Raw genomic sequence first — 23,564 nt, 5'->3', positions numbered from 1 at the left:
AAGGTCGAGACGCCTGGGGTGGGCGGTAACCGCGCCGAGCGTCGCGCTGCGAAGTTCGCCGGCCGCGAGCGCGAGTTCGACCGTCGCGACCGTCGTCGTGAGTCCGACCGTTCTCGCCGTGGGTCTCGCAAATCGGCCTTTGAGCGCGCGGACAAGAGCGAAGGCAAGACTCAACACGGCGAGGAGGCACGCTTTGATCNGTGGCGGCCGCGACAATCGTGGCAGCTACGGCGGCGGCAAGCGCGGCGGACGTCGCGTGGGCGATCGCGGCGGCAAGCGCTCGTAGATAGCTGTTCTGGGCGCGGTGCTCTTGGGCACCGCGCTTTTTATATCTCAATCCGTTGCGGGGCCCTATGGCATGCAGACGAGGGCGATGAGTATCGGGATGCCATACGTGGGGAGAATCGCGCGCGTGAGGGCGGCGGCTTCGCGGATATAGCCGCGCGACCATGCTCGATGCGCGCTCGAGGCACCCACGCTCACAGCATCGAGGACCTCCGATGCGGCAAACATCGCGCAGCGCGGGAGATGGTAGTCGGTTGATACCACGGCAACGCGCATCCCGACGCCCAGGTGTTCCTCGATGAGCTGGCGAGAATAACGCATGTTTTCCCTGGTTGTAGTGGAATGGCTTTCGTCGATGATGAGCCCATCTGGCACGCCTTGCTCTGCGAGATACCGATGCATGGCGCTAGCCTCGCTTACGCATTCGTCGGAGCCCTGCCCGCCCGAAACTACGATATGCGCGCAACACCCCTGTTCGCGCCACAGCTCGAGTGCTCGCTCGAGACGCGAGGCGAGAAACGGGGAGGGGCGACTGCCCCTAAGCGCTGCGCCGGGCACGATGATGGCATCTACGCAATCTTTTGGGTTACATCGATGCGTATGGGCGTACCGATCGAGCGCGGCGATGCTCAGCGAGAACCAAAGGCCGCACGCGTGCAGTGCGTTCGCGCAGAAAAGAGCTGCTCCGTGCCATTTTGCACCCATCGCGACGGGCAAGGCGAGGGAGCAGACAACAATACAAAGCGAGAGGACGCATCCCAGGCAAGCGATTAAAGAGAGGCCGCGGGTGCGCATTGATGTGCAAACGTGGAGGGCAAGCGACCCTGCGCACCACCAGCAAATCGTGATGGCTATGATGGCGGCACCCAGACGGGGAGCCTGCACTGCCTGCGCGCAGGCACGCTCAAGCACCCATGTTGCTGTGGTCATAAGGGGGATCACACAGGTAAAAGAGTCGGGGTGTCGCCTGCGACAAATCGCATAGGCGATAATGCACGCCAGGGGAACAAGCAATTCGAATGCCATGGCTGCCATGATGCTCCGAGCACGATGCCGAGGGCTAATAAAAAAGCTCCAACAAGGTTGGAGCTTGAAACGTCAGGGTGGAGACGAAGGGAGTCGAACCCTCGGCCTCTGCCATGCGACGGCAGCGCTCTCCCAACTGAGCTACGTCCCCAAGACAAGTGTCTATGATAGCAAGACGATGAACGCTGTCAACTAAGACACACAAAAAGGGCCACCCCACGCGTCACGAAAATGAACCCACCTCAACAAGGTGGGTGCCCTCATCGCTCTCTCCAGCGTCCTTAACAACGAAGGATACCTGTACCAGAAACGACTGTGTGGGCTCCCTAAATAAACTCGACGGTTCACCCAGTTGCTTCGCGTGGGGCGGAACACCTTCATCATAGGGCACCACATATCCAATACCAGTCTTGACTTATAACAATCTATGTCACAAGATAAAAAAACAGGTCTCGATGTTGTTTCCGGCATGGAGATTGTTAATAGAATCATGAAGACGCCGCAGGTAAAAGCGGCGTTTTTCATATGGAGGCGTTGTTTTGACTACTCAATCCGCACCGATGGCCCCCGCGTCTTGTGTGCTGTGCCCCAGGCTTTGTCGTGCCGCTCGCGCCGCGGGTGCGACTGGCATTTGCGGCGCCGATGACACCCTGCGTGTGGCTCGCGCCGCTTTGCACATGTGGGAAGAGCCGCCCATTTCCGGCGAGGCAGGATCGGGCACCATTTTCTTTAGCGGTTGCTCCCTCAAATGCGTCTTTTGCCAAAACCATGAGATTTCGACGGGGAACTTCGGCCTCAAGATCGAGCCGGAGCGTTTGGTGCAAATCATGCTGGAGCTCCAGGACCAAGGCGCCCTCAATATCAATCTCGTCACGGCGACGCACTATGCCCATTTGCTCCCTTGGGCTATTGGGCGCGCTCGCGAGGAGGGGCTTTCTATCCCCATCGTCTACAACACGAGTGGCTACGAGCTCGAGCGGGCTGTGCGCGACCTGGGCGATTTGGTTGACGTGTGGCTTACCGACTACAAGTACGCTTCGCCCGATCTTGCCGCCAAGCTGTCAAACGTGCGCGACTACCCGGATGTCGCGCGTCGTGGCTTGGCGCAGATGTGCCGCGAGATTCGTCGCCGCGGCGGCATTGAATACGACGAGCATGGCACGATGCTGCAGGGAATGATCGTGCGCCATCTGGTGCTGCCGGGCCATGCGGACGATTCGTGCCGCGTGCTCGATGCGGTGTGGGACGTTGCGGGAGACGTACCTATTTCGGTGATGAATCAGTACACGCCCAATGAGGGCATGCGCGTCGCGGGCGGTAACCTTGCACGCGCCGTGACCGACGAGGAATATGAGCACGTGCTCGACCATGCTGACGATTTGGGCTTTACCACTCTGTTTTGGCAGGAGGGCGGTACGGTCGACGAGAGCTTTACGCCGGCTTTCGACACCACCGGTGTGCTGCGCGCCGCCGACGCCTAGACATCGTGGATGTTGATGGTGCGCTAAAGCTGCGGTCGCGGGGCCGTCGCGTTAGATAATACGGGTATACTGCAAGCCAATGCGAACCGCTTCGCACGGATTTGTTGCCCTGCGAAACGTTGAAAACGAGGTACTCTCATGACCGATACCGAAGCATCGCCCTTAAACGATGATGAACGCGCCGAGCTTGAGGCCCTGCGTGCCGAGAAGGCCCGCCGCGAGGAGGAAGAACGTGCACGCCAGGAGCGTGCCGAGCTTGAAGCCCTGCGCGCCGAGCAGCAGCGCGCCGAGGCCGCCAAGACCCGGAAGGCCGAGCGCCCCGTGCAGGTAGCGCCCGCAAAGGCGGCGCCTCGCTCCGCATCTACCCAGAAGAAACCTGTTGTTGATCCCGATCACCTCACCTTTGGCCAGAAGATGGTGCTGGGCAACACCAACGATGACGAAGATATTCCCGGTATGCCACCAGCCCAAAAGCTCATTGTCGGCCTGGCCCTGCTCTTTGTCGCGGTTGGCGCCGTCTGGATGTTCCTTCACTAGGAGCAAACTGTTTAATTAACCCCTGTCATTGGAGATGCCATGGCGCTGACAGATGTTTCCCGCCCTACCGATGTGGCGATGCTCACCGACCTTTACGAGCTTACGATGGCTCAGGGTCTGTGGGAAAACGACAAGCTCGAGGAACGCGACTGCTTTACGGCGTTTTATCGCGACAAGCCCTTTGGTAGTGCCTATGCCGTTATGTGCGGCACCTCCGACCTGCCCGATTTGGTAGAGAACCTGCGCTTTACCGATGAGGACATCGATTACCTGGCGTCGCTTTTTGCGCCTGCGGGCGGACGTATGTTCAACCCGGCGTTTCTCGAGTACTTGCGGGGATTTCGCGCTCACGTGGATATCGATGCGGTTGCCGAGGGCGACCTCGTGTTTCCGCGCGAGCCCATGGTGCGTGTGACCGGACCTGCCCTTGAGTGCCAGCTGCTTGAGACGGCGCTGCTCAACACCATCGGCTTTCAGACGCTCGCGGCCACAAAGACCGCTCGTGTGGTCGCCGCTGCAAAGGGTCGCCCCGTGGCCGAGTTTGGCCTGCGCCGTGCCCAGGGTCCCGACGGCGGCATGGCCGTTGCCCGCGCGAGCTACGTGGCGGGTGCCGCAAGCACATCCAACGTGCTTGCGGGTCGTAAATACGGCATCCCTGTTTTTGGCACGCATGCGCACAGCTGGGTGATGAGTTTCGATACCGAGCTCGAGGCATTCCGTGCCTTTGCTAAGTCCATGCCCAACAACTGCACGTTGCTCATCGATACATACGATGTGCGCGAGGGCATTGAGAACGCCATCACGGTGGCAAAGGAAATGGAGGCGCGCGGCGAACGCCTTTCTGCCATCCGTATCGACTCGGGCGATCTGGCAAAGCTCTCTGCCTACGTGCGCGATCGCATGGACGCCGAGGGGCTGGGATATGTAAAGATCTCGGTTTCCAACGACTTGGACGAGTACACCATTCAGTCGCTTTTGTCCCAGGGCGCTCCCATCGATTCGTTTGGCGTGGGCACCAAGCTTGCCACCTGCTACGACCAGCCGGCGCTGGGAGGCGTGTACAAGCTTACGGCGCGCCTAGAGGACGGTTGCGACGAGTGGACCCCGGTGGTCAAGCTTTCCGAGCAGCCATACAAACGCACCATTCCGGGACGTCAGCATATCCGTCGCTTTATGGATGAAGCGGGCAGCCCCGTGTGCGACATGATTTATGACGAGATGTATATGGAGGGGGAGGGCGCCTCGCGCGGCACTTCTGTCGTGAGCGTGGACGACGTCGCCTTGGTTGCCGATGTTTCCGGTCTTTCCAGCCGCGAGGTCATGGTCCCCATTGTGCGCGATGGCCACGCCGTGGCACCGCGCGAATCCATCGAGCTCGCGCGCACGCGTTGCCGCGAGGCGCTTGATTCCCTCGATGGCGTCTATAAGCGTTTCCTGTATCCGCAATCCTACATGGTGGGTATGGAATCTGGCCTTGCGCGACTGCGCGACGAACTCGTGCGCGAGCGCATGGCGGAGACCGCCCCAACGCTTATGTGGAAGAAGCGAGGCTAGAGCATGACAAACGATGTCAAGACGATGGTCGTGAAGATCGGTTCCTCCACGATAGTGGGGGAAGATGGTCGTATCGACCGCGCGTTCATATCCAATCTGGCACGTCAAGCGGCGGAACTGCGCCGCCTGGGATGGAACCTGGTGGTGGTGAGCTCGGGCGCCATGGCATGCGGGTATCCCATTTTGGGGTTTGCTGCCAAGCCCAAGGGCGACCTGCCAAGTTTGCAGGCGTGCGCTTCTGCCGGCCAGTGTATTTTGAGCGCGGCCTACGACGAGGAGTTCCACGCCCATGACATCTTGACCTCGCTCGTGTTGCTCACGCGCCACGATACCGCCCGTCGCTCTTCCTACCTGCATGCGCGCGATGCGCTGCTGCGCCTGGTGGAGCTTGGTGTGGTGCCGGTCGTAAACGAGAACGACACCGTGAGCGTGGCCGAGATTAAGTTTGGTGACAACGATACCCTGGCGGCGCTTGTGAGCTGTCTGGTCTCGGCCGACATGTGCGTCACCCTTTCCGATATCGACGGCCTCTACACGGCCAACCCCGCGCTCGACCCCAATGCGCGCTTTATCCCGCGCGTGGACAAGATCGACGCGTCTATTATCGGCTCCGCGGGCGATTCGTCCACCTCGGTGGGTACGGGCGGCATGATCACGAAGATCCGCGCGAGTCGCATCCTTATGACGGCGGGTATCGAGAGCGTCATCTGCTCTGGCTCCGAGCCGGATGCCCTGGTGCGCATTGCCCGCGGCGAGAGCGTGGGCACTCTGTTTGCGCCGCCGGTCAAGCACCTCGATATCGCGCCGCGCAAACTGTGGATCGCTCTGGGCGACCAAGCTCACGGCTCCGTGACGGTGGACGACGGCGCGGCGCATGCCCTTACCGATAACGGCTCCTCCTTGCTTGCCGTAGGCATCCGCGGGGTCCAGGGGCCATTTGCTGCGGGAGACATTTTGGATGTCAAGGACGCGAGCGGCATGGTCGTAGCGCGCGGCATCGCCGAGGCGGATTCCGATACGCTCGAGCTTGCTGCGGGGCGCCGGGAAGAGGAGATCGAGTCAAACCGTCTTCTGGCGCAGTTGGCGGGAAAGCCCGCCATCCATCGCGATAATTTAATCGTGTTTGCATAAGGGCATACGTCTTTTATCGAGTGGTTTTGAACGGGCCGTGGCCTTAGGTGCGTAGCATCTTGGAGCATGGCCCTTTTTTGTAGAGCACGCACGTGTGGGAAGCGCCGGTGACGCCTTGGTCGCAAACGGGACTTGACCGGACGAGGGCCGGGTCTCCCGGCTTGTCTCGCACGTCAACGTTATTCTGTGGCGAATTCCACACGGTCGAGTTCGGGGACGTTGAGGGAGATGAGCCTCTTTGCCGTCTCGCGGTCGCGACTGTCGAGCTTTGTCTTGGTGGTGACGCGCGCGACGACCTCGCGCTTGGCGCTTTCCTGCGCGGAGCCCTTTGCAAGGGAGGTCTCGACACCCACGGTGTAATCTTCAAATCCCGGCACCACAGCGGCGAGCTCGCGTGTGGTTTCTGCCACACCGTAGGCGTCTGTGATGCCCGATTCGGCCGAGCCGATGGAGCTTGCCGTCAAAACGAGGCAAGGGATGGCAAAGATCGCCGTGCCGATGATGATGCGCCGGCGGACGATGCGCGAGAGCTTGTCTGCAATCGCACTTTCCTCGTCGGTGACGATGCCGTCATCGTTGAGGTCGCGCTTAAGGGGGATGCGCAGCATCAGCAGCACTGCTTCGGTGCCAAGTGCGATGAATACCACGTTGATGCCAAACTCATAAAGCGCAGAGAGAAATAGCGACAGGTCCCAGGCTGCGATGCCGTAGCCCGCGGCGCACAGCGGAGGCATGAGGGCCGTGGCGACGGCTACGCCCGCGATGAGCGTCGAGGGCTCCTGCTCGCGTGAGTTGCCAAGGCCTCCTGCAAAGCCGCCTGCAAGCGCCACAGCGAGGTCCCAGATATTGGGCGATGAGTTGTCTACCAGCGCGGGCGTGACGGTAGAGATGGGCGAGAGCTTGAAGTAGAGCGTCGATGTTGCAAGACAAAATGCCATCTGCAGCAAAAGGCCCGTTAGGGCGTCGCGCGTGACGTTGCGGTCAAGGGTCGCGATGCCGTAAGCGATAGCCAAAACCGAACCCATCAGGGGGCATATGAGCATGGCTCCGATGATGGCGATGTCGGAGTTGATGTCGAGTCCGATGCTCGCGATGAGCATGGCAACGATCAGGATGCACAGGTGCGTCCCGTCAAGGCGAGAGCCGTTAATAAAGCGCTTGCGAATTGCGTTATAGGGCGCCCTGCCTTGGCGGATGTTAAAGGCACGCTTGAGAAAGCGCCTCGTGCGCATGCCGGCCTTGCTGTGCCAAGGGTGAATTCCGTGACGTCGATGGTGCCGCTCGCGCAGGCGCTTGAGCTCTTTGCGATCAAGTTCCATGGTCGTTTTCGCGTCCGTTTCCGTGCGTCTTGGCAAGACTAGAGAATCCCTGCAAGGTCGCCACGCATAAGGGCCTCGTCAAAAAGATGCTTGAACACGGTGTCGCCATGCAGGCCGTCATGCTCAAATTCGTTGGTGACCCAGGCGTGGGTTGCGCCCACATGGCTGAGGGTGTCCAGCTGCAAAGTGGAGTCGACGTACATATCGTCAAAGTAAACAGCTGCCTGCAGCGGCACTTCGTTTGCGGCGAGGCGCCGCGGGTCATAGATATGGTCCCAAGAGGTGTCCTCCATAAGGAGGTCCATAGCCGACGCAAAGGGCTTGAGCTCAGGCATCTCCTCAAACATCCAGGGGAAGGCGGCCTCGCCGGTGAGCATGAGCGGGCGGGCGGCTGGATCGAACTCCGGGCGACCTGCCTTTTCTGCGGCGGCTGCCCAGCCGATGGGCATGGTGTCCCCGTCGGCGTAGATAAATTCCTGTAGCGTCCAATAGAGCGGATTCGTCGCGGTCGTGGTACGCGCGAGGGCGCTCATCAAAAAGCCGTCGGAGATGGTGGGGTCGGCGTTGCCCAGGGTGCCGTCGCCATCTTCAAAGGCATGGTCCATGATCCAGTGCATGCGCTCAAAACTCGGCTTCATGCCAAAATCGCTGCCAAAGAGCTGCAGGCGCTCGACTGTCATGGGGCTCGCATCGGGCAAAGTCACGGGCGTGGCGCTGAGCGCGTCGGCAAGGGCGGCTACGCGCTTGACGTCCTGCGGATAGCGCTTGTAGTACTGTTGGGTCTTCGCCGCCATGCGCGGGAAGGTGTGCGCATAGACCTCGGCGGCGCTGGCCGGAACATGAGGGATGCCGCCGCAGGTAAAGCAGGCGGCGAGGCCTGCGGGGAAGAGCGAAAGGTACGTGAGAGTCAAAAAGCCGCCATAGCTTTGACCGAGCGACACCCAGCGCTTTCCGCCAAATTGCGTGAGACGTAGGTACTCAAAATCGCGGACGATCGAGCTTGCCAGGTAGCGCTTGAGGAAATCCGCCTGCGCGCGGGCGGGGTTGGCACCTGCTGCGGTCGCGCGGGTGCCCAGGGCTTCAATCCCCTTGCCGCTCACGCGACCGCTGCGACCGCATCCGCGCTGGTCGGGCAAAACGATGCGGAAGTGCTTGATGGCCTCGGCGATCCAGCCATCGCTTGTGGGCGAGCAGGGGCGAGGGCATTCGCCGCCAGGACCGCCTTGGAAAAAGACGAGCAAGGGAAGGTCGTCGTTTTCGCGACCCGGCGCGCACAGGACGCGGTAGAACAGCTTGATGCTCTCGGGTGCGCCGGGGATCGGCGCGGGCATGGCGCCGCGGCGCATGGTGGAGCCCACGGCAAGCAGTGCCGGTTCGAGACCGCGCCAGTCGAGGGGGACATCGATGGAATGGTCCTCGACATAGAGGCCGGGGACGTAATAGCTGGCGAGTTTGGTCATGGTTGCTCCTTTGGGGTCATTCGGTATATTCATCATAGCCAAAGCACCGCGGGGCACAGGCCTCGGTGCGCGTCCGTTTCTAATTGGGGTACCCGTCCATCTCGCCATGTCTAGACGAGGCCGTTTCGTTTACCATGGGGTGCAATTAACGGACGGATGGAGGTAACCATGGAAGATATCGCAACGTATGTGGAGGGGCTTGCGGCCGCGGCGAAGGCGGCGTCGAGGCCCCTGGGTTTTGCTTCCAACGAGCAGCGTGTCGCTACCGTGCGCGCGATGGCGACCGCCCTGCGCGATGCCGAGCCGACGATTCTCGAGCAAAACGGACTCGACATGGACGCCGCTGCCAAGGCGGGCACGAGCGCCGGCCTGCTCGATCGCCTCAAGCTTACGCACGAGCGTATCGAGGGGATGGCAGCCGGCCTCGAGAAACTTGCCGAGCTTCCCGATCCGGTGGGGCGCGTGCTTGAGCATCGCACGATCGATTGCGGCCTTGACCTGCAGAAGGTAAGCGTGCCGCTGGGTCTTGTCGCCATGGTCTATGAGGCCCGTCCCAACGTGACGGCCGATGCCGCCGGTATCTGCATCCGCACCGGCAACGCCTGCATCCTGCGCGGCGGCTCCATGGCACGGCGCTCCTGCGTCGCTATCGCGCACGCGCTTGCCGATGCCGTTGAGGCATGCGGCTTTTCGCGTGAGGCCGTGAGTATTATCGAGACCACCGACCGTGCCGCCACGGGGGCCCTCATGGGTCTGCGCGGCATCGTCGATGTGCTCATCCCGCGCGGCGGTGCCGGCCTTATCCAGCGCTGCGTAAGGGAATCGCTTGTTCCCGTCATCGAGACGGGAACGGGAAACTGCCATATCTACCTGCATGAGGGCGTTGATATGCAAAAGGCCCTGCCCATCATCGTCAATGCCAAGACGCAGCGCGTGGGCGTGTGCAATGCTGCCGAGTCCCTGCTGGTGGACGATGCGGTTGCCGATGCGGTGCTGCCTCAGGTGGTGAAGACTTTGCACGAGCACGGCGTCTTTATTCACGGTGACGCGATGACGTGCGCTGCCGCCGCCGCTGCTGGCCTTGCCGAGGGTGCCGATTACGTCCCGGCGACCGAGCAGGACTGGGGACGCGAGTACTTGGCGCTCGAGATGAGCGTCAAGGTGGTGGCAGACGAGGACGAGGCCATTTCGCACATCAACCGCTATGGCACGGGTCATTCCGAGGCTATCGTGACCGAGGATGTTCAGGCGGGCGAGCGTTTCTTGCGTGAGGTCGACGCGAGCTCCGTTTACGTGAATGCAAGCACGCGCTTTACCGACGGTGGCGAGTTTGGGCTTGGCGCAGAGATTGGTATCTCTACCCAGAAACTGCATGCCCGCGGCCCCTTTGCCGCCGAGGCACTCACCACCTACAAATACGAAATCCGCGGCTGCGGCCAAACCCGCCCCTAATGTGACAAAAAGTCGACAGGTTTATTTTGTCACATTTTCACATCTTGTTCATATTCGTATGGGACTCGCGAAGACATGCCGAAATAAACCCGGCGACAACGTGACCTATTTTGAGGAAGAGGGGGACCGTCCGCGGAGTGGGCGGATGCTTTAGCGTGGTGGCGTGTTACACTTGCCGATGGAAAAATAGGCGCGCTGGTTATCGTTATCAGTGCACTCTTCGATATGACGGTGAGGTTCCCATGGATGTTGAAGCTCTATTCGATCGTGAAGACGTCGATCAACTTGTAAAGGCACTGCTTTTGCTCAAGAACGAGGATGATGTCCGAGCATTCCTCAAAGACCTGTGCACGCCACGCGAGATTTGTGATTTTGCTCAGCGTCTGACGGTTGCGCGTTTCCTCGACGCCGGTGAGCCCTATGTCGAGGTCCAGGCTCGTACCGGTGCCTCGTCGACCACGGTGAGCCGCGTCTCAAAGGCCCTGAACGGCGAATCTGGCGGCTATCGTCGCGTGCTTATCGAGCTTGATGACGCGAAATAGGCATTTGATTTAAAGCGATTGCCATCCGGGCTCCGCTCCTATGGGACGGAGCCTGTTTTGTTTGCGCGAGGCACCAGCCGTGATGTTGTCTGTCCGCACGGGCATGTAGCATGGTTGGTAGCAAAAAGAGAACGTGGGAGGACCATGGCAGTTCACATTCGTATTGTCGATTCGGCTGCGGAGCCTGTCGGCGCGGAATTTTTGACCATACGTCGTGCGGTGACCGCGCGCGGCCGCGTTGAACTGCTGACCTCCTCTTTCGAGGAGCGTGAGACGTGCCGTCATGCGTTGGCGCGGGCCGGCTGTGGCCTTGGCGTTGAGGTGACAACGCCTACCGGATGGGTCGCTTCGCTTTGGGAGCTGCTGGGGACGGGCACCCATCTGACGAGCACTCTGCAGCGAAACTTGCTTATCGCCGACATTCTGGCATCCTGGGACCCTTCCGATCTGGAGCCGCTGCGTGACACTCCGGGCACGCGTTTCCTGCTCGCCTCCATGGCACGCGACTTTTTGCCCTATGTACTCGATGGGGCGCGCATGGCTCGTCTGGCACCCGCTTCGCAAGCCGAGGACCTGGTTGTGCGTCTGCTCAGGCGCTACGCGGATCGTCTTACAAAGCTTGGCCTCGAGGAGCCCTCGACGGCGGCGGTCCATTTGGCTCGCTCATTTGCAGACGAGCTTCCCGCCTGCGCCTCCTGCGTAATCGTGCGCGGCATGCAAAAGGTTCCCGCCTACCTTATGGACTTGCTTGCTTCGGTGGGGGCGGCGGGCGAATGCACCGTGTTGCTCGCCCCGCAGCAACGCGATGCCGCCTTGTGTATCGAAGAGGCATTTGGTGTCCGTGGTGTTGAGGCTTCGGTCGAGGAATCTCTTGCGGACGAAGCCGCTGCCTTTCCAGTGCTTCCCGCGTTGTTTTTTGAGGTGGCGGGACCGCATGCGCGCAACCGCGCCTACGCTCAGCTTATTTCCCGCGCCGCCGAGCAGGCGTGCGCGGCCACATCAAGTCCACAGGCTGTTGTCGCGGTCGTGGCGCGCCGTCCGGCGAAGGCGGCCTGCCAGCTTGCCGAGCGTCTTGCCGCCTGTGGCGTGCAGGCGATTGTTCCTGCCGATGCCAGGTTCGATGAGACGCGTACGGGTGCTCAATTCAACGCTTTGGCCAACCTTGTAACGCGCATGAGAGCTGCGGCGGCGGGAGAGATTCCCGATTCCGAGTGGTGGCCTGCCCCCGAGCTCTCCGACTGGCTCGCCTGTCCGCTTTCGGGCTGCGATGCCTGGTCTGCGCGCGTTTTTGATAAGAAGATCCGTGGCAAGCGCGCCATGGGCGTCGATGCCGTGCTGAGTGAACTGCAGAGTATCCAGACGCGCGTGACCGCCCAGCGCAAAAAGCTCGATTCCGGCAATCCCTGGGCGCAGGTTCCCGCGGTGTGTGCCGATGTAGTGCAGTACCTGATGCAGGAGCGCCCCGTCTCGGCATTTAAATCGATGCTTTTGGTTGTGGAGGCGCTGCCCGCGTATGCTTTTGGCAATACGGATGGAGCGGTGGCGCGTGAGCGCGAGGCGTCCATGCTCAAAATGGCGATTGCTATGCTTATGGATGAGACGCGTGCCGTCGACGTCCCTCAAAGTGTGGCTACGGGCGTGCTCTCCGGTCTCAAGGTTGGCATATCTGCAAAGACGGATGAGCTTAGGCCCGACGCCGATGCTTCCGAGCCCGCCGATGCTTTGGGATCGCTTCCTGCAGCGCAGTTCCTGACGCTCGCCGCGGCCGCCGCGGCTCGCCCGGGCGCCTTCGATGCGATGGTCTTTTTGGATGTCGACGCCGAAACCTATTCCCTTGCGGTCAAAGAGGACGCTTCCACCTTGCTGGGCGAGCGCCTGACAGCGGCTCCGGTGACAATCGATCCCGCGTCGTACCAGCGCGTGCTCTTCGACCGTGCCGTTCGCGCTTCAAGCGGCGCGGCGATTCTTGCACGCGTGACGCACGACCGGCAGGCCAAGGATGTCTATCCCGCTGCCATCTGGACCGAACTTCGCACGCGCGCGGGCGCCGCTGCGAATGTGGAACAGACCGACGAGGGCGATATCGTCCTCGATCTTGATCCCTCGGGTGCCGTTGGCCTCGATGCATGCCAGGTCCAGTGCCTTCCCCCTCAGCAGTTGAGCGACGAGGCTACGCCTTATGTGGTCCTTCGCCAACGCAGCGAGAACGGTGAGCTGGTTGCGCGGCAGCTATCCGCTTCGCAGATCGAAAGCTACAGCTCCTGCCCCCTGTGCTGGTTTATTTCCTCGCGTGTACGCCCTTCTTCGATTGACGCCGGCTTTGGCAATATCGAAAAGGGCAACTTCGTCCACGATGTCATGTTCCGCTTCCATAGCGAGCTGCTCGAAGCAGGCGTGGACCGCGTGCGCTCCGAGAACGTGCCGGCGGCTCTTTCTGTCTTGCACGAGGCATTTGACGAGGTTCGCGCGGAGCACGCGCGTGGCAAGACGACAAGCTCCGGCGCGCTTGTGCCCCTCGACGCAGGCGAGCGCGCACAGATTGACGAGATCTTGCCTCAGCTCGAGCGCGTGGTGCGCTATGAGGCAGGCGCCCTCATGCCGTTCAAGCCTGCATATCTTGAGTACTCCTTCAATGGCCTGGGCGTCACCTATGCCGGGTGGCCCCTGGGCGGGCGCATCGACCGTGTGGATGTGGATGCCGAGGGCCGCGCGGCCATTATCGATTACAAGCATCGCGGGGACGTCAATCCCTTCAAGCTCAAAGATCCCACTACGCCGCTCAAGGACGGCACGATCCCGGCCGAGAACGAGCGCTGGCTCCCCGAGCACACGCAATCGCTCATCTATGCTCAGGCGATGCGCCGTGCCCTGGGCCTTGAGCCGGCCGCCGCGCTTTACTTCTCCACGAAGGGGCGCGCACCCGCTATGCGCGGTGCTGCCGCGGCGGCGCTTGTGGGCGACAAGGCCGAGGAGAGCATGATTCCCGGGCTGCGCGATGGTTTCCCTGCGACGGAACATGGCGGAACCATGACGTTTGAGCAGCTGCTTGACCGTGTCGAAGATGCTATCGCACAGCGCCTGGATGAGATGGCCCATGGTGTCGTGTGTGCATCCGAAGATCCCGCCGGCCGTTGTTCGTTTAACCATCCGTCTGGATTTGAGAGGAGGGGAGCGTGAGTACCATGGATCTCTCAACATTGATGCCTCAACAGCGCGAGATCGTGACAACGCTCGATCGTCCTCTGTTTGTGTCGGCGGGCGCCGGCTCGGGCAAGACCTTCACCCTTACGCGCCGTATCCTGTGGGCACTCTCCCCGGAGTCCGGTCCTTTTGCCGAGCATCTGGACCAGGTGCTCGCTATCACATTTACCAAAGACGCCGCGGCGGAGATTCGCGAGCGCGTGCGCGCCGCCCTTATTGAAGCCGGCATGGCAGAAGAGGCCCTGACGGTCGACGATTCTTGGATCTCGACCATTCATGGCATGTGCTCTCGTATCCTTCGCACCCATGCTCTTGAGCTGGGCATCGATCCCGCTTTCCAGGTGCTTGAGGAGGGGTCGGCCGCGGTCCTTATGGACCGTGCGGTGGAGCATGTGCTTTCTGCAGCCCGCGATGAGCGCGGCGATGACGCCGATCCTTTTGCCGAACTCAAAACCTGGTATCCGCTCTACGGAGAGATCGGTCCTTCCGGTAGCGAAATGGGCACTTCGGCGCGCTCCCTGGTGCGTCGTCTGCTTGAGGTGTCCTGTGCGCTTCCGCATGGTATGGATGACATTCACGTTGTGGGGGCGCAGGCAGATTTAAGCAGTCTGGCCGATGCATATCGCCCTTGCTTGGAGGCGAGCCCTGGTGCCGCCGAATGTGCCCGCACGGCGCTTGCCGCTATCGACGCCTTCGAGGCGAGCGAAAAGACCATGGCAGATCTTGGCGCCTGCATGCTGGCCTGCTCTGCTCCGCGCGCGAGCAAGGCGTTTCCCAAAGACCAGGTTTTGCTCCTTAAGGCCGAGGCGGCAGACAGCTTTATCAATGCGATGGTAGCTGTGGGCTCTGCCGCGACAGAGCAGCTCTTTGAGCTTGCTCGCCGCGTCGAGGCCGAGTACCGTGAGCTCAAGCGCGCCGCGGGCGGCTTGGACAACAACGATCTTCTGCGCATGACCCATGAGGCTTTGCGCGATTATCCCTCGGTACGCTCTGCTTATGAGAACCGTTTCAAGCTCGTGATGATCGACGAATTTCAAGATACCGACCAACAACAGGTTGACCTCATCTCGTATCTCACGGGTGAGGACGGTCGTGCGCTATGCACCGTTGGCGATGCCCAGCAGTCGATCTATCGTTTTCGCGGCGCAGATGTCGAAGTGTTTCGTCGTCAGGAGCGCTCGATTGCCCAGGCGGCCAGCAACGAGGATTCGTCCTCTCGGGGGCGCATCGTCAAGCTCGTGCGCAACTTCCGCAGTCACGCTCAGATTTTGGAATATGTGGCGCGTGTCTTTGACGGCGAACAAGGCGGCTTGATGCGCGATTTCCTGGATCTGGAAGCGCACGAGGGCAGACGCGATGCGCTGGTCGCCGCGGACGTCTCACGTCGTCAGGCGATTTTTGTTGCGGGCGGCAGTGCAGAGGAGCGCATTGACGTCAAGGCGGCAACGATTGCAACTCGCTTTAAAGAGCTTGCCGATAAGGGCCAGCCCGTGGGCGGCATGGTATTGCTTTTGGGCGGCATGACCTTTGCCGACCGCTATGCCGCTGCATTTCGCGCGCGGGGACTCGACTGTGTCATCTCCGGTGGCTCGGTGTTCTCAAGCGCGCCCGAGGTGTCCGCCGTGCGCGCTCTCGTCTGTGCGCTTGCGAATCCTGCAGACACTGCCCAAGGACTCATGCCGTTGCTTGCTTCTCCGATGTTCGCGCTCGGCGTCGAGGAGTTCTTGGCTCTCGCTACCACGTACGACCCCGAAACAGGCGAGACGCGGCGCCGTAACCTGGATGCAGGCATTGCTTCGGATGACGATGCACCCGGTTTTGAGAATCTCCGCCTGCTTCATCGCGCGCGACAGGTGCTTCGCTATGCCTTCGCACGTGTGGGTCGCGATTCTTTTGCCCGTATCGCGCGCGATGCGATCAACGCCTCGGGATGGTTTGTCCGCCTGGCGAAGCGCGGCCCTGAAGGGCGTGCCATCGCCGCCAACGTGCTCAAGGCTCTCGACGCCCTGCAGGATGCGGAAGACGCCCTTGGCAATGCGCCGCGACAGATCGCGGGTGCGTTCGATGCATTTTTGGCGGGCAAGGAGGCCCCCGGTGCCCTAAATGAGGGCGACGCCTCGGCAGTTCGCATCATGACGGTACATGCCTCGAAGGGCTTGGAGTTCCCGGTTGTCGCGGTGGCGGATTGCTATAGCATCCACGCTAATTCTTCTCGCATGCAGATGCGCCGCGCCGCAGACCATGCCAACGTTTCGCTGCTGCCCGCCCGTTTTGCGGGGGGTCGCGCTGCGGACGGGACGTTTGTCGCAAGCGCCGATGTGGAGAAGGCCTTCAATAAGTATTTCCGCGGTAGCACGTCTTCGCCTGCATGGCTTGACCCTGAGCTTATGGATGATGTGTGCGCCACGGATTCTGCTGCGGGCGAGTTTGTCGCCATGCGAGAAGAAGACGAGGCGGCATCGCTCGAGGAGCGCGCACGTCTGCTCTACGTTGCCATGACGCGCGCCCGCGAAGTGCTCATCTTGGCGCTCGATGCGGGTACGGGGACAGCACGCAAGGCAGGGAAGGTTGCAGAGCTCAAGTTCAACGAGGATCGCGACCTTACCGCTGCCGTGCTCGATCGCATTTTGCCCAAAGGTATAGCGGACCTTGCTCAGGATCGTCTGGTGTTCGAGGGTTCTGAAAGCGGTGATTACGCCTTCATTCCGTTGGGGGATTTTTCCTATGGTGAATCTCGTTATGTCGATATGACCGATGCGTTTGCTGCCGCGCAGAGCGCGCCTGGCACCGATGCGGACGTTCTTCCCAACGACGGTGGGCCGCTCGATACCTTTACCTTGGCTTACCCGGAGCACCACCGTCTTCGCTCTACGGTCGTTTCACGTGCAGAGCGTGATTCCTATAGCTATTCCTCGATGGCCGCAACGCTTGACGAGGAGGGGGAGGATCGTCTGCCTTCACAGGGGTCGAATCTTGTGTTTATCCCTCGGGCCGATGCGCTTGACAACCTGATGGGCGACGCGCTCGAAGAGACGCTGGCTTCGTCCGATGTGCCCTCATCGCGCACCCTTCTGCATGAGGGCGACCCCTGTGCGCTCGGATCGGCATTTCATGCCGCGGCGCAATGGCTCATCGAGACGGGTTCTGCGTCGCTGCCGCCCGCGCGCGCGAAGGCGTTGTGCTCGTACTGGAAGGTGTCTGCCTCGCAGCGCGCTCGCTTTGATGAGGCGCTGGGACTTTGGTCTGACTCGGATGTGCGCGCAGAGCTTCTTGGCTGGCCACGCGTCTTGGCCGAGGTCCCGTTCTTCTCGTTGGGTCTGGATGACGATGAGATCCGCCAGCGCTTTGGCAGCTTTGCAGAAGGCGCAATCGATGCTTTGGCCTACGACCCCGCCGATCCATCGCGTGCGCTGGTCATCGACTATAAAACGGGCGGCTCTTCCGACGAGACACTCGAGGATCTGCAGGAAAAGCATGCTCTACAAGCGCGCATCTACGCCGATATTTTGCATCGTGCCGGCTTTGCGGAGGTAACCCTTAAGTTCGTGCGCGTTGAGGTCGAAGACCCTCAAAGGCCGGGGCAGCCGCAGGTTATAACCTATCGCTTGCTGGCCTAGACGCTCGTGCCGTCCTCCGCGATCAAGACGGCTCCGTTGCGGTCGGCATCGGCGATGATGCGTCGCAGCTCGAAGAGGTATTGCGTGAGGATCGGTGCGGGCCTTCGCTCGTCGTGCACGATGTAGCCAACAAGCATGTGCGCATCTTCTTTGAGCGGGATGCTCGCCATGCCCGACTGCATTTCACTCGAAAGCACGCCGGTGGACAGTGCGTATCCGTTTGATGTGGTAAGCAGGTTGGTGAGGGTTCCACGGTCCGATACGCGTATATTGCGCGCGCAGGGGATGTGCGAGAAAGGCTCCTCCGAAAAATAGAACGAGTTGGACGTTCCCTGTTCAAAGCTGTAGCGCGTATAGGGCACGAGGTCTTCAAGGCAAATGGAAGGCTTCCTCGCGAGGGGATGACTCTCGCTTACAAACACGTGGACGCGCGCGTTGAAGAGCGGATGAAAGCTCACGCGTGCGTCGGCAAAGGCCTTTTCCAGTACGCGTCGATTGAAATCGTCAAGGTAGAGGATTCCTACTTCGCTGCGAAACGCGCGTACGTCGTCGATGATTTGTGCGGTTGTGGTCTCGCGCATGGTGAACTCGAACTTTTGGGCGTCGCACGCCTCGACCACGTTGATAAACGCCTGCACCGAGAAGGCGTAGTGTTGAGCCGAGACGGCGAGGCGCTCCTGTGGTGCCTCGTTGTGCTCGTAGCGGGCTTCGAGCATGTTTGCTTGCTCGACTACCTGGCGAGCGTAGCCCAGCAGCTCGGTGCCGTCCGAGGTGAGCATGACGCCGCGGCTGCTGCGCGTGAAGATCGATATCCCCAGCTCTCCCTCAAGCGATTTGATGGCGCTCGATATGTTTGATTGGGCGGTATAGAGGTTTTGAGCTGCGGCGTTGATGGAGCCGTTCTCGGCCACCGCAATGAGGAAGCGCAGTTGCTGCAGAGTCATGAATGTCCTTTCGCCTGAGTTGTTATCTATTTTAACGATAGCTAGCTACCATATTTTAATGATTGACGTAGAGTAGCGGCGATTTTACTATGCTAAACATACCAAGCCGATAGGGAATTATCCCTGCGGAGAACGAATCAGAGGGGAGGACCCACGGATGTGTCAGACGGAACGAATGCATAGCTCTCGGTTGCCGCGCATGCTGGGGACAATCCGCGATTCGCGAATGTCCCGATAGCACCGTGCGACCGGGAGCTTTAACGCCTGCTTTTTCCCGCGCTTTTGCGCCTACCTTGTTTAAGGAGAACATCATGTCCCAGTTTGTTAACAACCCCGAGCATACCTTTGGCTTCGATACCCTTCAGCTGCATGTTGGCCAGGAGAGCGCCGATCCCGCATCCGATGCTCGCGCTGTGCCCATTTATCAGACTACGAGCTATGTCTTCCGCAACTCCCAGCATGCTGCCGATCGCTTTGGCCTGGCCGATGCCGGCAACATTTACGGGCGCTTGACCAATTCGACTCAGAGCGTCTTTGAGGATCGTATCGCCGCGCTCGAGGGCGGCGTGGCGGGCCTTGCCGTCGCGTCGGGTGCTGCTGCCATTACCTATGCCATCCAGGCGCTTGCGCAGTCCGGTGACCATGTAGTTGCTCAGAAGACCATCTACGGTGGCTCTTACAATCTGCTTGAGCATACGCTTTCTCAGTTTGGTATCGAGACTACCTTTGTCGATGCTCATAATCTCGAGGAGGTCGAGGGCGCAATTCAGGACAACACCACCGTTGTCTATCTGGAGACCCTGGGCAACCCCAACTCCGATATCCCCAATATCGACGCAATCTCCGAGATTGCCCACAAGCACGGCCTACCGGTCGTCGTGGATAACACCTTTGGTACCCCGTACCTGTTCCGTCCGCTGGAGCACGGTGCAAACGTCGTCGTTCACTCCGCGACAAAGTTCATCGGTGGTCACGGCACTTCGCTCGGTGGCGTGATCGTCGACGGCGGTAACTTTGACTGGAAGGCTTCCGGCAAGTATCCGCAGCTCGCCGATCCCAACCCCTCCTACCATGGCATCTCTTTTGTCGATGCCGTGGGTGCCGCTGCGTTTGTAACCTATATCCGCGCTATTCTTCTGCGCGACGAGGGCGCCTGCATTTCTCCGTTCAACGCATTCCTGCTGCTCCAGGGTACCGAGACGCTTTCTTTGCGCGTCGACCGCCATGTGGAGAACACCAAGAAGGTCGTTGAGTTCCTGAGCCAGGACCCGCATGTTGCCTCCGTCAACCATCCGAGCCTGCCCGATCATCCCGATCACGAGCTTTATCAGCGCTATTTCCCCAACGGCGGCGCCTCGATCTTCACCTTCGAGATCAAGGGCGGCCAGGAGGCGGCTTGGAAGTTCATCGACAACCTGCAGATTTTCTCGCTGCTCGCCAATGTTGCCGACGTGAAGAGCCTGGCGATTCACCCGGCGACCACCACGCACTCCCAGCTCACCGAGGCCGAGCTCGCCGATCAGGGCATCACCCCCTCGACGATTCGCCTCTCCATCGGCACCGAGAACGTCGAGGATATCATCTGGGATCTGAGCCAGGCCTTCGCCAAGCTCGACTAATGTGACAAAAAGTCGACAGGTTTATTTTGTCACATTTTCACATTTCCATCACATTTTATGCGTAAAGCCGGGTGCCCCCGTACGTGCGGGGCACCCGGCTTTTGCGCGGGCGGCAGATTGGCCGTGGGTTTGGCGTGCTACCAGGAGGATTCGATTTCGCGGACGCGCTTGAGCAGCCAGCGGTTTTGAGGCACCAACAACCCGTGATGCTCAGCGCGCTCGATGATGGTGCCGGCAAAAAGCGCCACCTCTGTACGTTTGCGATTGATGCGGTCTTGAGCCATCGAGGGTATGCCGTTGGGGTCGAGGTTGGCGATGATAGAGATCATCTCGTTAAGATCATCTTCTGTAAGGGCGATCCCCTCTGCGTTGGCGACGGCCTTCGCCTCGCGCATGGCGGCGATGAGGCAGCGGTTTTGCTCGCCATCCGAAAGCACGGTTCCGTAGGTACCGCCATATACCATGCACGTTTGGTTGATGCCAACGTTCATCATCAGCTTTGTCCACATACGTCGGCGAATATCCTTCTCAACCACATGTGAGATGCCGGCGCGCTCAAGCAGGCCGGCGATGTCTTCAACAACGCCCGCCTCGGTGTGCGGCGCCGCGCCTAGGCGAATCTCGCCCGGGTGGGTGAACGTGAGAGCATTGTCGATAAAAACGGCGTCCATGCCCTGTGTGATGGCAAGGACCAGATGCTTCCAGCCATAGCGCGCGGCGATCGCCTCCTCGCTTGTCACTCCGTTGAGAAGCGAGATGATGCGTGTTTCGGGTCCCACCAGGCCTTCCATACTATTGATTGCCTGGTCGAGTCCGGTTGCCTTGACGGCAAGGATAACCAGGTCGACGGGTTTTGCTTGGCTGGCGGGGATGGTAGTGAAGGTTTGAATCTCATCGTTGATGACGATTCTATCTGTGCGATGCCGCAGGTAACGCTCGTCGTCCATTACATACTCAAGATGCTTGGACCCAACGGCTTTTGCGATTTTGCTGCCGTGGAGCAAGCCCACGGCTCCCTTTCCGATGATGGCAACGGTCTCGATGGGCATGCGCGTTCCTCTCGGTTGGGGTGTGATACGCGTTTGCTTATGATAGCGCCATTACGACGGGATACTGCGATGTTGCGCGCAGGTTAACAGTTTGCTTGGGCGCGGTATGATGATGCTCGAGTATGCTGAGGAAAGGACGTGCATGCAGTACAGAACGGATCCTGCAAGTGGCAACAGGCTTTCTGCTTTGGGCTTGGGCTGCATGCGCTTCCCGGGTTATCAACTGGGCCGGCCCGACGCAAAGGCGGCGCAAGATATTATCTCCCGTGCCGTTGAGCGGGGCATTAACTACTTGGATACAGCCTATCTCTATCCAGGCAACGAGGCTTGCGTGGGAATGGCGCTCGAAAAGCTTGGCTTGCGCGACAAGGTCTTTATCGCAACCAAGCTTCCCCATGCCTCGTGTAGGCGCACCGAGGATTTTGATCGGTTCTTTAACGAGCAGCTCAAGCGGCTGCGTACCGACCATATCGACTACTATCTCATGCACAACATCACAAGTCCCGCACAATGGGAGCGCGTGGCGGCATTGGGCATCAAGGATTGGATTGCGCGGCAGAAACGCGAGGGGAGTATTCGGCAGATCGGTTTTTCCTATCATGGTTCTGCCGATGATTTTCCGCGCATGCTCGACGCATATGACTGGGATTTTGTTCAGGTGCAATATAACTATGCAAACGAACGCTACCAGGCGGGGACTGCCGGCGTGATGGAGGCCCATGATCGCGGCCTTGCCGTGTTCGTGATGGAACCGCTCCTGGGCGGGCGTTTGGTCGATAAGCTTCCGCATGCAGCTCAGGAAATCTTGAAAAAGGCGCGAGCTGGGCATCTTCAGACTCCTGCGGATTGGGGCTTGAGCTGGGTGTGGAATCATCCGCAGGTCACCATGCTGCTCTCGGGCATGGCTTCGATCGAGCAGGTCGACCAAAACGCCTCAATCGCCGATGCAGCTCTACCCAAAGCCATGACGCCCTCTCAGCTCGAGACCATCGCGCGCGTGGTCGAAGTCTTCGAGCGCTTTAACCGCGTGCCCTGTACGGGTTGCAACTACTGTATGCCCTGCCCGCAGGGGATCAATATCCCCGGATGTTTTGCCGCCTATAATGCCAGTTTTGCTTACGGTCGCTGGACGGGGCTGTCTCAGTATTTCACCGCGAGCGCCGTGCGAACCGCTTCTCCCAAGCTGGTAAGTAATTGCATCCATTGCGGCAAGTGCGCTCGGCATTGCTCGCAGCAGATCGATATTCCCGCGCGCCTGGAGGATGTGCGACATCGCTTGCAACCGGGGCCGGTCGATGCGGCGCTCCGCGTCCTCGCACGGTTTCGGCGCGATGGCGCTGCAGAGTGATTGCAGGGTGCAGCGATACGGATGTTGCACTTAGGGGCTTTGCGTCCAAGCCGCTGTGCTGCCATTGCTTCTTGTCGCGGCGATTAGATGCGATGCATCGGTGCGTCTTCAACAAGGAAATCGATAAAGGTCTGCGCGAGCATCGAGATGCCGCCTTTGGGCAGCGATGCGATGCCGATGGTTCGGTAGCGCTTTGGAGATAGAGGCCTTGCTACGGGATACGACTTGCAGCTCTTGAGGATTAGCTCGGGCATGATTGCCACGCCGAGTCCGCCCTCGACCATAGAAAGCACCGAGAAGTCGTCGTTGAGGACGTAGCGGATGTTCGCGGGCTTCTCGGTCTCCTTGAGAACTGCGTTGATATCGTTGTCCGAGCCTTGTGCGGGAATGATCAGTTCCTCATCCAGCAGATCGTCGAGCGTGAGTGAGCGCTTGCGGGCAAGGGGGTGTCCCTTGGGCAAAAACGCCAGCATGGGGTCGCGGTAGAGCGGGAAGAATTCGAGTCCTTCATGCGCGGGTGCCGCCAAAAAGCCACAGTCGACCTTGCCCGCCACGAGCATTTCGGTGATTTGGTCGTAGTCTCCTGCCTGCAGGTCGAACTCGACGCCGGGATGGCGCGCGGTGAAGTTTTGAATTAGTCGCGGCAGCCACTGCATCGAGACGCTGGTGAAGGTCCCCACGCGCAGTGTTCCCGCTACCACGCCGCCAATTTGATTGATCGCTTGCGTGAGGGCGTGTTGGTCGTTCACGAGCGCTTGAATCGAGGGCAACAGGCGGCGCCCGTTTTCGGTCAGCGTGACGCCGCGCGCCGTACGCGCAAAGAGTGTGAGGCCGGTCTCTTTTTCCAGTGCAGCGATGGCGTGGCTTATACCGGCTTGCGTGTAGTGCACAGACTGCGCGCATTTTGTGATATTGCCGCACTCGGCGACCTTCAAGAAGATTTCATAGCGGTTCACGTGCGGTCCTTACGTTGGCGAGGCGTTGCGGCAGTCTTGTATT

At 60.3% G+C, this 23,564-nt stretch carries 16 protein-coding genes and 1 tRNA gene; 10 read left to right on the top strand and 7 right to left on the bottom strand.

Going from position 1 to position 23,564, the window contains the following annotated elements; translation table 11 throughout:
- Nucleotides 1-351: 351 nt before the first annotated feature.
- Nucleotides 352-990, bottom strand: a complete 639-nt coding sequence (locus BQ9843_RS08980) for a YdcF family protein (RefSeq protein WP_456318594.1) — start codon at nt 988-990, stop codon at nt 352-354.
- 399 nt (nt 991-1,389) lie between these two features.
- Nucleotides 1,390-1,462, bottom strand: a tRNA-Ala gene (locus BQ9843_RS04485).
- Nucleotides 1,463-1,871: 409 nt separating this feature from the next.
- Here BQ9843_RS04485 and BQ9843_RS04480 point away from each other — a divergent pair.
- From BQ9843_RS04480 to proB, 4 genes are all read left to right on the top strand, one after another.
- Nucleotides 1,872-2,792 carry a radical SAM protein gene (locus BQ9843_RS04480; protein ID WP_075844039.1) on the top strand — a complete coding sequence of 307 codons (921 nt, stop codon included), beginning with the start codon at nt 1,872-1,874 and terminating at the stop codon, nt 2,790-2,792.
- Between the two features lie 138 nt (nt 2,793-2,930).
- Nucleotides 2,931-3,329, top strand: a complete 399-nt coding sequence (locus BQ9843_RS04475; protein ID WP_075844038.1) for a hypothetical protein — start codon at nt 2,931-2,933, stop codon at nt 3,327-3,329.
- Nucleotides 3,330-3,368: 39 nt separating this feature from the next.
- Nucleotides 3,369-4,883 (top strand): nicotinate phosphoribosyltransferase, encoded by a 1,515-nt coding sequence (locus tag BQ9843_RS04470; protein ID WP_075844037.1) that lies wholly within the window; start codon nt 3,369-3,371, stop codon nt 4,881-4,883.
- Nucleotides 4,884-4,886: 3 nt separating this feature from the next.
- Nucleotides 4,887-6,014, top strand: coding sequence for a glutamate 5-kinase (gene proB / locus BQ9843_RS04465; RefSeq protein WP_075844036.1), 1,128 nt, complete (start codon nt 4,887-4,889; stop codon nt 6,012-6,014).
- Between the two features lie 179 nt (nt 6,015-6,193).
- On the opposite strand, the gene BQ9843_RS04460 is transcribed toward proB, so the two are convergent.
- Both BQ9843_RS04460 and BQ9843_RS04455 read right to left on the bottom strand, forming a co-directional pair.
- On the bottom strand, nt 6,194-7,333 hold the full coding sequence (locus BQ9843_RS04460) for a DUF389 domain-containing protein (protein WP_075844035.1): 1,140 nt from the start codon (nt 7,331-7,333) through the stop codon (nt 6,194-6,196).
- A gap of 38 nt (nt 7,334-7,371) precedes the next feature.
- Nucleotides 7,372-8,793: an alpha/beta fold hydrolase gene (locus BQ9843_RS04455; RefSeq protein ID WP_075844034.1), complete on the bottom strand. Its 1,422-nt coding sequence runs from the start codon at nt 8,791-8,793 to the stop codon at nt 7,372-7,374.
- A gap of 168 nt (nt 8,794-8,961) precedes the next feature.
- On the opposite strand from BQ9843_RS04455, the gene BQ9843_RS04450 reads away from it, so the two are divergent.
- The 4 genes from BQ9843_RS04450 to BQ9843_RS04435 all read left to right on the top strand — a co-directional run bounded on the left by BQ9843_RS04450 (nt 8,962) and on the right by BQ9843_RS04435 (nt 17,605).
- Nucleotides 8,962-10,245: a glutamate-5-semialdehyde dehydrogenase gene (locus tag BQ9843_RS04450; protein WP_075844033.1), complete on the top strand. Its 1,284-nt coding sequence runs from the start codon at nt 8,962-8,964 to the stop codon at nt 10,243-10,245.
- Between the two features lie 242 nt (nt 10,246-10,487).
- Nucleotides 10,488-10,787 (top strand): YerC/YecD family TrpR-related protein, encoded by a 300-nt coding sequence (locus tag BQ9843_RS04445; protein ID WP_022387688.1) that lies wholly within the window; start codon nt 10,488-10,490, stop codon nt 10,785-10,787.
- Nucleotides 10,788-10,931: 144 nt separating this feature from the next.
- A complete protein-coding gene (locus tag BQ9843_RS04440) occupies nt 10,932-13,964 on the top strand; it encodes a PD-(D/E)XK nuclease family protein (protein WP_075844032.1) in 3,033 nt (1,010 codons plus the stop codon).
- A gap of 5 nt (nt 13,965-13,969) precedes the next feature.
- The gene (locus BQ9843_RS04435) at nt 13,970-17,605 is read left to right on the top strand and encodes a UvrD-helicase domain-containing protein (RefSeq protein WP_075844129.1); all 3,636 of its coding nucleotides are present in this window, start codon (nt 13,970-13,972) and stop codon (nt 17,603-17,605) included.
- Here BQ9843_RS04435 and BQ9843_RS04430 read toward each other — a convergent pair.
- The gene (locus BQ9843_RS04430; protein WP_075844031.1) at nt 17,602-18,549 is read right to left on the bottom strand and encodes a LysR family transcriptional regulator; all 948 of its coding nucleotides are present in this window, start codon (nt 18,547-18,549) and stop codon (nt 17,602-17,604) included. The genes BQ9843_RS04435 and BQ9843_RS04430 overlap by 4 nt on opposite strands.
- A gap of 311 nt (nt 18,550-18,860) precedes the next feature.
- Between BQ9843_RS04430 and BQ9843_RS04425 the strand changes: the two genes are divergently transcribed.
- Nucleotides 18,861-20,168 (top strand): O-acetylhomoserine aminocarboxypropyltransferase/cysteine synthase family protein, encoded by a 1,308-nt coding sequence (locus tag BQ9843_RS04425; protein WP_075844030.1) that lies wholly within the window; start codon nt 18,861-18,863, stop codon nt 20,166-20,168.
- Nucleotides 20,169-20,305: 137 nt separating this feature from the next.
- Here BQ9843_RS04425 and BQ9843_RS04420 read toward each other — a convergent pair whose 3' ends face one another.
- Nucleotides 20,306-21,217 (bottom strand): ketopantoate reductase family protein, encoded by a 912-nt coding sequence (locus BQ9843_RS04420; RefSeq protein WP_075844029.1) that lies wholly within the window; start codon nt 21,215-21,217, stop codon nt 20,306-20,308.
- A 142-nt stretch (nt 21,218-21,359) separates the two neighbouring features.
- Here BQ9843_RS04420 and BQ9843_RS04415 point away from each other — a divergent pair, with 142 nt between their 5' ends.
- On the top strand, nt 21,360-22,565 hold the full coding sequence (locus BQ9843_RS04415) for an aldo/keto reductase (RefSeq protein WP_075844028.1): 1,206 nt from the start codon (nt 21,360-21,362) through the stop codon (nt 22,563-22,565).
- Nucleotides 22,566-22,648: 83 nt separating this feature from the next.
- Here the strand turns inward: BQ9843_RS04415 and BQ9843_RS04410 are convergent, their stop codons facing one another.
- Nucleotides 22,649-23,521, bottom strand: coding sequence for a LysR family transcriptional regulator (locus tag BQ9843_RS04410; RefSeq protein ID WP_075844027.1), 873 nt, complete (start codon nt 23,519-23,521; stop codon nt 22,649-22,651).
- Nucleotides 23,522-23,564: the final 43 nt, after the last annotated feature.

The sequence above is a fragment of the Collinsella bouchesdurhonensis genome (assembly GCF_900155365.1).
In the GTDB taxonomy this organism is placed as follows: domain Bacteria; phylum Actinomycetota; class Coriobacteriia; order Coriobacteriales; family Coriobacteriaceae; genus Collinsella; species Collinsella bouchesdurhonensis.
This window is presented reverse-complemented; position numbering and strand designations above follow the sequence as displayed.